This window comes from Galactobacillus timonensis, from assembly GCF_900240265.1.
Lineage (GTDB): Bacteria > Bacillota_I > Bacilli_A > Erysipelotrichales > Erysipelotrichaceae > Bulleidia > Bulleidia timonensis.
Genome location: NZ_LT964740.1, coordinates 464,086 through 474,751, shown reverse-complemented (window position 1 = coordinate 474,751; position 10,666 = coordinate 464,086). Strand labels below are relative to the sequence as shown.

Annotated in this window: 9 protein-coding genes; all 9 read left to right on the top strand. The window is 45.1% G+C overall.

The annotated features are described in order from the left end of the window. Positions 1-16: 16 nt before the first annotated feature. The 9 genes from C1714_RS12800 to C1714_RS12765 all read left to right on the top strand — a co-directional run bounded on the left by C1714_RS12800 (position 17) and on the right by C1714_RS12765 (position 10,575). Complete coding sequence (locus C1714_RS12800; protein WP_102343593.1) at positions 17-2,926, top strand: type I restriction endonuclease subunit R; 2,910 nt, start codon at positions 17-19, stop codon at positions 2,924-2,926. Between the two features lie 21 nt (positions 2,927-2,947). Further along, positions 2,948-4,933 carry an ImmA/IrrE family metallo-endopeptidase gene (locus C1714_RS12795; RefSeq protein ID WP_135567950.1) on the top strand — a complete coding sequence of 662 codons (1,986 nt, stop codon included), beginning with the start codon at positions 2,948-2,950 and terminating at the stop codon, positions 4,931-4,933. Positions 4,934-5,487: 554 nt separating this feature from the next. Beyond that, positions 5,488-6,027, top strand: a complete 540-nt coding sequence (locus C1714_RS12790) for a sigma-70 RNA polymerase sigma factor region 4 domain-containing protein (protein WP_102343591.1) — start codon at positions 5,488-5,490, stop codon at positions 6,025-6,027. Positions 6,028-6,100: 73 nt separating this feature from the next. Next, complete coding sequence (locus C1714_RS12785; protein WP_102343590.1) at positions 6,101-6,313, top strand: hypothetical protein; 213 nt, start codon at positions 6,101-6,103, stop codon at positions 6,311-6,313. Next, entirely contained in the window at positions 6,300-6,620 is a 321-nt protein-coding gene (locus C1714_RS12780) for a hypothetical protein (protein WP_102343589.1), read from the top strand. Before C1714_RS12785 ends, C1714_RS12780 begins: the two co-directional genes overlap by 14 nt. Beyond that, positions 6,613-7,746 carry a DUF2800 domain-containing protein gene (locus C1714_RS12775; RefSeq protein ID WP_102343588.1) on the top strand — a complete coding sequence of 378 codons (1,134 nt, stop codon included), beginning with the start codon at positions 6,613-6,615 and terminating at the stop codon, positions 7,744-7,746. Before C1714_RS12780 ends, C1714_RS12775 begins: the two co-directional genes overlap by 8 nt. Beyond that, positions 7,743-8,309, top strand: coding sequence for a DUF2815 family protein (locus tag C1714_RS12770; protein WP_210115349.1), 567 nt, complete (start codon positions 7,743-7,745; stop codon positions 8,307-8,309). Before C1714_RS12775 ends, C1714_RS12770 begins: the two co-directional genes overlap by 4 nt. 65 nt (positions 8,310-8,374) lie before the next feature. Next, positions 8,375-8,524 (top strand): hypothetical protein, encoded by a 150-nt coding sequence (locus tag C1714_RS14155; RefSeq protein ID WP_210115348.1) that lies wholly within the window; start codon positions 8,375-8,377, stop codon positions 8,522-8,524. A 59-nt stretch (positions 8,525-8,583) separates the two neighbouring features. Then, a complete protein-coding gene (locus tag C1714_RS12765) occupies positions 8,584-10,575 on the top strand; it encodes a DNA polymerase (protein ID WP_102343586.1) in 1,992 nt (663 codons plus the stop codon). Positions 10,576-10,666: the final 91 nt, after the last annotated feature.

Below are 10,666 nucleotides of genomic sequence, written 5' to 3'. Positions count from 1 at the left end.
CAGGAGGTACATGATTATGTTTAATGAAGATAATACAACTGAACAGATGCTGATTTCCTCTCTTCAGAAAAATGGCTGGAAATATATTCCGGCTGAGAACCTTGAACGCTCTTATGACGATGTTATGGTAGAGCCAATGGTAAAAAACGCCTTAATTCGTCTCAATCCTGAAATCGCAGAAGATGAATCTCGCGCCGATGATGTCATTACTAAAATAAGAACACTGATCAACAAGACTAATAGCCGCAATCTTGTCTCTCAGAATGAAGAGTTTAAGAAGCTGGTATTTGAAACGAACTCTTTCCCGTTTGGTAAAAATGGGAAGTCCGTGTCTATTGACCTGTTTGGCACGGAAATTAACGGAAAGCTCGATAAGAACGAGTATGTTGTCACAAATCAATGGGTTTATCCCCAGAAGGAAAGCGGCAAACGTCTAGATGTTGTCCTTCTTGTGAATGGTTTTCCTTTCGTTATTGGCGAGCTGAAGACCCCTGTCCGGGCAGCAATTACATGGTTAGATGGAGCTCAGGACATAAACAAGTATGAGCAGAGTATTCCTAAGATGTTCGTGACAAATGTCTTCAATTTTGCGACTGAGGGAAAGTGCTATCGCTATGGGTCTGTTTGTATGCCTGCTCAGAAGTGGGGGCCTTGGCATACGAACGAAGATAAATCGGATGGTAGTCTGGCTGCAGTAAATGTCAGTGTGTCCGATATGGTTACACCTGCCAAGGTGATGGACCTGTTTCAGTTCTTCACTCTATATACGACAGATAGCAAGTATAGAAAATTCAAGGTGATTGCCAGGTATCAGCAGTATGAGGGAGCCAACATGATCATAGATCGTGTCCGCACTGGTTATCCCAAGAGAGGCTTGATATGGCATTTCCAGGGATCTGGTAAATCCTACCTTATGGAATTTGCTGCAGTGAAGCTTCGTATGCTGCCAGATCTGAAAAATCCTACAGTCATTATTGTTGATGACCGCCTTGACCTTGAGTCTCAGATTACTGCACAGTTCCATTCTTCTGCTGTTGGTAATTTGGAATCAGCTTCAACAAGAGATCAGCTCATGACGATGCTCCGTCAGGACATCAGGAAGATTATCATCACAACAATTTTCCGCTTTCAGGAAGTTGATGGCGAACTTAGCGCAAGAGATAACATCATCGTGCTTGTTGATGAGTGTCACCGTACCCAAGAGGGCGATCTTGGCATCAAAATGAGAACTGCTCTGCCGAATGCATTCTTCTTTGGTCTGACTGGCACACCTATTAACCGTATCGATAAAAATACATTTGTTACATTCGGGGCAATCGAAGATCGCAGTGGATACATGAGCAAGTACTCATTTTCAGATTCTATTCGTGACCATGCGACACTTCCGCTTCATTTTGAGCCGGTTCCGATCGATCTTAAAGTGGACAAGGACACGATGGATCGTGAATTTGATGTACTCACGGATGATCTTTCTGATACACAAAAAGCTGAGCTTTCAAAGCATGTAAATATGAAGGCCATCATGTACAATCCGGCGAGAATTCACAAGGTTTGTGCTCATATTGCAAAGCACTTTACTGAAAAGGTTAGGCCGAACGGCTATAAAGCGGAGGTTGTTGTATATGACCGCCCTTGCTGTATTAAGTATAAGGAAGAGCTTGATAAGCTCCTTGGACCTAAATGCTCGACGATCGTCATGGATACCAATGACGACAAGGCAGATGTGTACAAGGCATATAAGCGCACTAAGGATGAGGAAGCAAAGGTGCTCGATCGCTTCCGGGATCCTAATGACCCGTTAGAGATTGTCATCGTTACGGCAAAGCTCCTCACCGGATTTGATGCACCGATTTTGCAATGCATGTATTTGGACAAACCGATGAAGGACCATACTCTTCTGCAGGCCATTTGTCGCACGAACCGCACCTATGATGAAGGCAAGACATTTGGACTGATCGTAGATTATATTGGTATCTTCGATAATGTTGCCAAAGCACTGAATTTCGATGAAGGCAGCATGAAGAAAGTCATTACTAATATTGAAGAAGTGAAGAAACAGGTTCCTGCGCTCCTGCGCAAGTGTCTGAGTTATTTTATGGGAATCGATAGAACGGTAACTGGCTGGGAAGGCTTAATGGCAGCACAGGAGTGTCTTCCTACGAATGACATGAAAGATAAGTTTGCTGCGGATTATCAGGTATTGAACCGCGCATGGAACGCTGTTTCGCCTGATCCGATACTAGAGCCGATGAAGGTAGATTACACTTGGCTGACAAACGTATACGAATCCATTAAACCTACTGATGGTAGCGGCGGATTAATCTGGGCAGCACTTGGGCCAAAGACACTAAACATCGTCAATGAGAATCTGACGGTTGGCGAAGTTCATGAGGATGAAGAAATTATTTCTCTGGATCCGGATCTGATCGATGATTTCATTAATAAGAGCCACGGAACAGAAAATGCAGCAAAGCGAGTGGAAATAGATCTGGTTGCAAAAATTCAGAAACACAGTAATGATCCCAAGTTTGAGAAGCTTGGCGATCGGCTTGAAAGACTACGTGAACAGCATGAACAGGGACTTATTAATAGCATTGAGTTCCTTAAGATGTTACTGGAACTAGCGAAAGAAGCTGCTCAGGCCGAGAAAGAGGTTGTTCCAAAGGAAGAGATCGACAAGGGAAAAGCTGCTTTGACGGAGCTCTTCAATGGGGTAAAGAACAACAACACACCTGTTATTGTGGAACGTGTTGTCAATGATATCGACGATATTGTAAAGATTGTCCGCTTTGATGGGTGGCAGAATACAACAACTGGCCAGCAGGAGATAAAGAAGGCACTCCGAAGCGTTGTTTGGATCAAGTATAAGATCAAGGACAAGGAAGTCTTTGATAAGGCATACAGCTACATCGAGGAGTACTACTAATGCTGGGAATGGTGATTGCCTGTGTATAAGGATTTCAAGTCTTATATCCAAGTAAATTACGGTGATCTGCTTCAGGAAAAAATCCAGAAATACATCGATGAGCGTCACGATGGCCAGGGATTTCATGCATATGGGGTAGTCTCTCTGCTGGATCAAAAAATTGAGAACATGCAGGTAATGAGCCTATCTTGTCATGAAGTCCTTGGACCAAAAGTGGAAATTGATGTACATGTTAAAGCCGACATTGTAATGCAGAGCCTGGGGACATCTAAGGTAGAAGCCGGAAGAAAAACGCGATGGTTTACCGTCTACATGGAAGCAGTTCTTCAGAATGGTCTTCATCACGAAGAAGTCATTAATGTTGATGAATACTACAACGGTAAATTTGATATCGAAAACGCCTTAGATGCATACATGTTGCCTTACATTAAATCAGAGCAACTCGAGGATATCGCTGATGATTTTACGCGGTTCTGCTGTGACAAAGAACAATATAACGGTTGGAATTCACCTTTGAAACAGATCCTCAAGGAGATGGGGTTGAAGTGTTATGTTGCTGACCTTCCACAAGGTGAAATGGGGCGGATGTATTTCAGAAAACAGGTAGAGTCAGTAGAAGAATTTATCACGAGTCCAGGAGAAAGGCTCCCCAAAAGAACTACAGTACAGCGAGTTATTGACCCGGGAACTATGCTTATTAGCCGTGACCATTTTTTTATTCGTGGGTATGGAAGCCAAGCTGATACCATTTCTCATGAAATAGTGCATTGGGATAAGCACGATAAATTCTTTGAGATTATTTCTTTGCTTAATCAAGACGAGAAATCACTTCATTGCGAATCATCGCCAGTTGATTCACCGGAAAATTTAGAAGGACTTGCAAAAGCACGCTGGTGGGCAGAGTGGCAAGCAAATGCTCTTGCTCCACGATATCTGATGCCACGTTGGATTTTCACTGACTATTTTCCAAAGATGCTTCAAGAAAATCGAGAAATGTTGGAAGGAAGTGGAGCATCCGAAGGACAGATTATGGAGGAGGCGCTCTCACAGATTGCTGGCGTTTTTAAAGTTACCAAATATGAGGCAAAACTCCGAGCTCTCCAGCTAGGTTATAAACAAGCAGAAGGGGCCTTCATTCGCGTCAAAGGATATAAACGAGAGCCGTTTACGTTTCAAACAGATGCACTGGGTGATTATCAAACCTTCATTCTGGATAACAGAAATGGTACCAGGCTGTATAACAGTGACCCGAAATTCCGTGAGCTGATTGATAGTAAAAGATTTATTTATACTGGTTGCCTTGTCTGTATTAAGGATCCGCTGTACGTTCAAAGGACGGATGATCCTTCTTGCCCAGAAGGGTTTGAACTTACAGAATATGCTCGAAATCATGTAGATGAATGCTGTTTAAAATTCACTCGGCATTACACTCAGGAAAATGCGTACACAGAGTACTATAACGAATGTTTTCTCAGCCGGGATATCAATTCGGCGGATTTCTCTGAAACGCGTGATATTGAATATGAATGCAATCAGTCAGTTAAGGATCAGGAGAAAAATCTGAGAGAGCTGGACGAGAGTTATGAGTCTGTTCTGGAGCAACTAGACACACTGCCAGGATCATTCTATGGGACATTCAATGCTCATATGAAACGAGTGAAAAAAGAAAATGGCAAGAAGATGACAAATGAAGAGTTATCTTTCCGGACGGGAATCAGCAAAGACTATATCGGAAAATTACGACATCAAAATGTGAATATTCAGTTCGAAACGGTATGTGCTCTGTGCCAAGGTATGCATCTTCACCCGGTTTTTAGCGATGACATGATTGCAAAAGCAGTAGGTAAATATCCACAAACAAAAGAGGGATTGAATGCTCAGGTTATCCTGCATTATCACTTTCGTGAATCTTTGAAAGTCGTTAATGCTCGTTTGCGGAAGCAAGGTTACCCAGAATGGGGATGTGATGAAAAAATAATTGATAATTTTGAAGAAAAGTCGAACTGACAGTTCGTTAAAAATTGTGGATATATTCTAAGGCTTCATGGCCTGCATCATTAATTTGATGTGGTTGTGAAGCCTTTTTTTTGCCCGAAACACGAACTGACAGTTCGACGACATGTTTGATGGTTCCAAGTAATCTTAAACGAGTGCAGAGAGCCTACAAAGCTACACGGGAAAAATCATTTCTCGATGTTATTGGATGCGTTGGAGACATCGCATGATCCAATCAATTCAATGCATGAATGTTTTAAGGAAAAAGGCAATAGACGTAGTGAAATAGCGCCCGGAAAACTGAAGTTTCAATCATTGAGCATCGAGATGACACCACAAGTAGTTGTGATGCCATCTGGGTGTTCAAAGCCCAAATAAATCTCAAAGTCTGAGATGGCCATAAGACGGCGGGATGCATAAAGAAAGCCAGAAATCTCTATCAGGAGATCTCTACTCTCTTATGCTTCCACCGTACTTTGGCATGCCCAGATGCTGACCGGTGGATTGCGTAACCACTGGTCTTTCTTTTTGCCCCCGCCGCAGGCACTCAGCGGAAAGGCAAAAAGATGAAATTGAGAAAAACAAAGTCAAATGAGCGCAGCACGTACACATATGAATCAAATGACGGGACAAGGGTAACCATTTATCCCGGAAAGGACGGTGTTACAGAACTCGACATCAAGATGCTTCACGCGTTGGATGATGCAGAAGTCTACAACAACATCAAGAATACCCGTCCTCCAGTTGAGGATTGGCAGAAGAAGGCAATCGAGGAATGGAAGAACAGTCATCCCGGAGAGGAACCAGCAAAGAACTGGAATCTTTCTCTCGACCAGATGACTGCAAATGAAGACGAGGGTGGCTACGGTGATAAATTCCGTGGACTTTCCGATCTGTCAAAAGAACCAGATCTGAAGAAGAGACTAGCTATCGAAAGTATCCATGAGGTCGTTGCTACGTTTCCAAATGATCAGATTGATCTGTATGAGCTCTATTACATCAAGGAATACTCCAAGGCGGAGATTGCTGAGAAGTACCACACGAGCCGCGCCAATATCACGCAACGGGTTAACCGTCTGGAAGAGAAAATCAAGAAATACTTCTGACCTGAGTTAACAAACCATCTGTTTCTTTGACTGGGACATGTAAGGGAAACGCCCTTACAGAAAGGAGCAAATGATGGGACTGAAACACAGAGTCAGCATCAACGTGGTGGATCCCGGAGGCGGGAATATGAACGTCATGCACGCCGGAACGCGTAGGCTTCCGCAAAAGATTATTCACTTCCTCTTCGGGGATGCAGCCACGGTTCTGGTATTGAAACCGGGACAGTCAATTGAGTCAATCGAAGTTCATGAATTAGGAAAGGAGGCAGCCAATGACAATGAATAAAGAAGTTCTGCTCAGTATTGCAGATCATCTGAAGGCTGTTGCATCAGAAATCGAGAAACTTACTGAAGAAGGTATGTTGATCGAAAAGCCCAAGTCAGCACCGGAATTGAATAAGACGGAAGCAAAAAAAGAACAGAAGATCTCGCTTGAAGATGTTCGCGCTGTTCTGGCAGATAAATCTCGTAAAGGACACAGGGCTGAAGTGAAGGAACTTCTGACAAAGCACGGAGTTGAAAGACTCTCAGATATTAATCCGTCAGAGTATGAAACCCTGATCGAAGAAGCTAGAGGTATCGGCGATGCCTGAGGTACATGCAAAGCTTCCTGCTTCCGCAAGTCCAAGGTGGATTCCTTGTCCGCCATCAGCACTGCTGAATCTTGAAGCTGGAGAAGCGCCATCCGAATATGCTCAGCAGGGGACGGACGCACATACGCTTTGCGAACATCACCTGAAGCAGGCACTCGGTGTAAGGGTCCGTGACCCGACGAAGGATCTCACTTGGTACGACGGCGAAATGGAGATGTGCGCACAGGATTATGCCGCATTTGTTATGGAGCAAATCGCAGAGGTGAAGAAATATTGTAAGGATCCGACCGTTCTGGTGGAACAGCAACTCGATCTTTCAGACTGGATCCCGCAAGGGTTCGGAACCGCAGATGCGCTGATTGCCGGTGATGATCTTCTGGTTATTTGCGATTACAAACACGGCAAAGGCGTGAAGGTAGAGGCCACATCACCACAGCTTAAATGCTATGGACTTGGATGCATTGCAATGTTTGATGGTGTCTATGACATCCAGCGCGTGCGTATGGCGATCTTCCAGCCAAGACTAGCTAATATCAGCATCAACGAAATGACCAAGGAAGAACTCCTGAGGTGGGGTGACGAGGTTTTGAAACCGGCTGCCCAGCTTGCTTTCCGTGGCGACGGTGCGCTGAAAGCAGGAGAACATTGCAAATTCTGTCGAGTAAAGGATTGTCGGGAAAGAGCCAGATACAACCTGGAATTAGCCCAGTATGACTTCCAAGATCCAGTTCATCTTGATGATGCAGAAATTGCGGAGATCCTTTCAAGAATCGATGAACTGACGGCCTGGGCAACGGACATCAAAGAATATGCTCTGAAGCAGGCTCTTAGCGGAAAACACTTTGATCACTGGAAACTTGTGGAAGGTAGATCCATTCGACGGTATACGGACGAGAAAGCTGTAGCTGCTGCCGTCGAAGCCGCTGGATACGACCCTTACGAAAAGAAAATCAAAGGTATCACTACCTTGACTTCGGAACTTGGTAGAAAGCAGTTCAATGAGTTGCTTGGCAGGCTGGTTGAAAAGCCTGCAGGAAAACCGACGCTTGTACCGGAAAGCGATAAAAGACCGGAACTGGATATCGAAACAGCGAAAGAAGAATTCAAGGAGGATGAATCACTATGACAAAGAACACTATTCCGACAAAGGTCATTCTGGGCCCGAGAACAAGATGGAGCTATTGCAACGCGTGGGAACCGAAGAGTATCAACGGTTCAAAACCGAAGTACAGCGTATCCTTCATTATTCCGAAGGATGATGAAAAGACTGTGGCAAGGGTTCGTGCCGCCATCAAGGCAGCCTATGAAGAAGGCGAAAGCAAGCTGAAAGGCAACGGCAAGAGCGTGCCTGCTATGTCAGCAATCAAGCTTCCGCTGCGTGATGGAGATGCGGAAAGACCGGATGATCCGGCGTATGCAAACTCTTTCTTCATCAACGCCAATAGTAATAATGCACCGCAGATTGTCGATGCAAATCGTCAGGAAATCATCGATCACAGCGAAGTTTACTCAGGCGTTTATGGTCGAGCGAGTGTCAATTTTTACGCCTTCAACAGCAATGGAAATCGTGGGATTGCTTGCGGCCTTGGGAATCTTCAGAAGATTAAAGATGGGGAACCGCTGGGTAGCCGTAGTAGTGCCGAGGATGACTTTGCTGCTACTGATGATGACGACGATTTCCTTGCTTAGCAAATCAAACGGGGTAAGGCTGGGGGTGGGAAAACCTCCGCTTGCAGAAAGGTAAACCTATGAATATGAATGTACTGCTTGAAAGCATTCTGTATTGCTTCTTTATTGTTCTTATGGCTGTCGAAATTGTCTGGATCATCACTGTGATGGTCAATGACCATAAGGATCGGTTAGCCCAGGAGAGAAAAGAACAGAGCGAAAAGGCTGAACACTGATCTGATTGGTGGATGGGGCGGAGGTGATTCTCCGCTCTGTCTTTGTATTGGAGGGACTTATGGAAAAGATCGAAACCATGAGCATTGACCTTGAGACGTTTAGCAGCGTCGATATTGGAAAGTGCTCTGTGTATAAGTATGCGGAAAGCACTGATTTTGAAATATTACTGTTTGGCGTATCCATCAATAGCGGTGATGTTGTAGTTTACGATATTGCTTCGGGAGATCAGCTGCCAAAAGATATTCTCAGGGCATTAACGGATCCGGCTGTTAGAAAATGGGCCTTTCATGCAAACTTTGAAAGGGTGTGCATTTCGGTGTGGTTACAAAGAGTACACCCGGATTATTTCGTTGGATACAGTGCTCCGGATGACCCATGTAGTAAGTACCTTAACCCGGAGGGCTGGTACTGTTCCATGGTGTGGTCTGCCTATATGGGGCTTCCGATGTCACTTGCCGGAGCAGGCGCTGTCCTCGGGTTCGAAAAACAGAAGATGACCGAAGGCAAAGACTTGATCGCCTATTTTTGTAAGCCTTGTCGACCGACAAAGACAAACGGCGGAAGGACAAGGAATCTACCATCGCATGCTCCTGAGAAGTGGGCAGCATTTAAGGCGTACAACAAGAGAGATGTAGAGGTGGAGATGCAGATTCAACGACGACTGCACAAGTTTCCCGTACCAGAGAGCGTTTGGGAAGAGTACTGGATCGATCAGCAAATTAACGATCGAGGCGTACGCATAGACCGAAAACTAGTGGGGAATGCTATCTCCATTGATTCTCAAACAAGAGAGAAGCTGCTTGGGAGAATGAAAGAGATCACGCATCTCGACAATCCGAATAGTGTGGTACAGATGCTTGACTGGCTTGAAAGTCACGGAGTCGATGCAAATTCACTAGATAAAAAGCATGTAGAAGAACTGCGGAAGTCGGCAGGTGGAGAGGTGAAGGAAGTATTGCGGCTCCGGCAGATGACAGCAAAGTCCTCAGTGAAAAAATATCAAGCGATGGAGAATGCTGTCTGTAGCGATGATCGGATTCGCGGCATGTTCATGTTTTATGGCGCATCGAGATCGGGACGGTTTGCAGGACGCATTGTTCAGCTTCAGAATCTCGTTCGAAACTCCATTCCTGACCTTGAGCAGGCACGAGATCTTGTTAGAATCGGCGATATAGAATCACTGGATATGCTCTACGACAACATTCCGCAGGTTCTATCGGAGCTGATTCGTACAGCCCTTGTGCCAAGAGAGGGAATGAAGTTTGTTGTTGCCGACTATTCTAGCATTGAGGCAAGAGCATTGGCATATCTAGCGGGTGAGCAGCATACGATCGACTCTTTTGCCCGAGGCGAGGATTTGTACTGCGCAACAGCATCCGCCATGTTCGGCGTGCCGGTTGTAAAGCATGGCATCAACGGCGATTTGAGACAAAAAGGGAAAATAGCAACGCTGGCCTGTGGTTATGGCGGCAGTGTCGGAGCGCTTAAGGCGATGGGTGCTCTGGATATGGGGTTAAGGGAGGAAGAACTGCAACCCATTGTGGATTCTTGGAGAGCTGCAAATCCCAATATCGTTCAGCTTTGGTACGACGCGGACGCGGCTGTTAGAACCGTGATCAAAGGTCATGGCAGTGTGGAAACGCATGGTATCCGTTTTGTGTATCGCTCTGGCATGTTATTTGTTGAGCTGCCGTCAGGACGACACCTATCCTACGTAAAACCACAGATAGGGGAGAATCGCTTTGGCGGAGAATCGATCACTTATTTGGGACTGGATAGTACCAAACACTGGAATCGGATCGAATCTTTCGGCGGAAAGATTGTTGAGAATATTACTCAGGCAATTTGCAGGGATATCCTCTGCTATGCAATGCGGACACTTCGAGATTGTAATATCGTCGCTCATATTCATGACGAACTTGTAATCGAGTGTGGTAAAGATGTGGCAGTAGATGCGATTTGCAAGCAAATGGGCAGAACACCACCCTGGGTTCCTGGATTGCTTCTTCGTGCAGATGGCTACGAGTGCAACTTCTATATGAAGGATTAAACAAAGAGGTTAGTGTCAGCGTTTCAGCCCAATAATTAATGTTCAAAAAGTTACAGGCGGTGGGTTAACAAACCTCCGCTTTTTTTGACTG

Excerpts from the sequence above, each read along its gene's own strand:
- C1714_RS12790 (WP_102343591.1), top strand. The coding sequence starts at position 5,488 with ATGAAATTGAGAAAAACAAAGTCAAATGAGCGCAGCACGTACACATAT.
- C1714_RS12785 (WP_102343590.1), top strand. The coding sequence starts at position 6,101 with ATGGGACTGAAACACAGAGTCAGCATCAACGTGGTGGATCCCGGAGGC.
- C1714_RS12775 (WP_102343588.1), top strand. The coding sequence starts at position 6,613 with ATGCCTGAGGTACATGCAAAGCTTCCTGCTTCCGCAAGTCCAAGGTGG.
- C1714_RS12765 (WP_102343586.1), top strand. The coding sequence starts at position 8,584 with ATGGAAAAGATCGAAACCATGAGCATTGACCTTGAGACGTTTAGCAGC.
- C1714_RS12800 (WP_102343593.1), top strand. The coding sequence starts at position 17 with ATGTTTAATGAAGATAATACAACTGAACAGATGCTGATTTCCTCTCTT.
- C1714_RS12770 (WP_210115349.1), top strand. The coding sequence starts at position 7,743 with ATGACAAAGAACACTATTCCGACAAAGGTCATTCTGGGCCCGAGAACA.
- C1714_RS14155 (WP_210115348.1), top strand. The coding sequence starts at position 8,375 with ATGAATGTACTGCTTGAAAGCATTCTGTATTGCTTCTTTATTGTTCTT.
- C1714_RS12780 (WP_102343589.1), top strand. The coding sequence starts at position 6,300 with ATGACAATGAATAAAGAAGTTCTGCTCAGTATTGCAGATCATCTGAAG.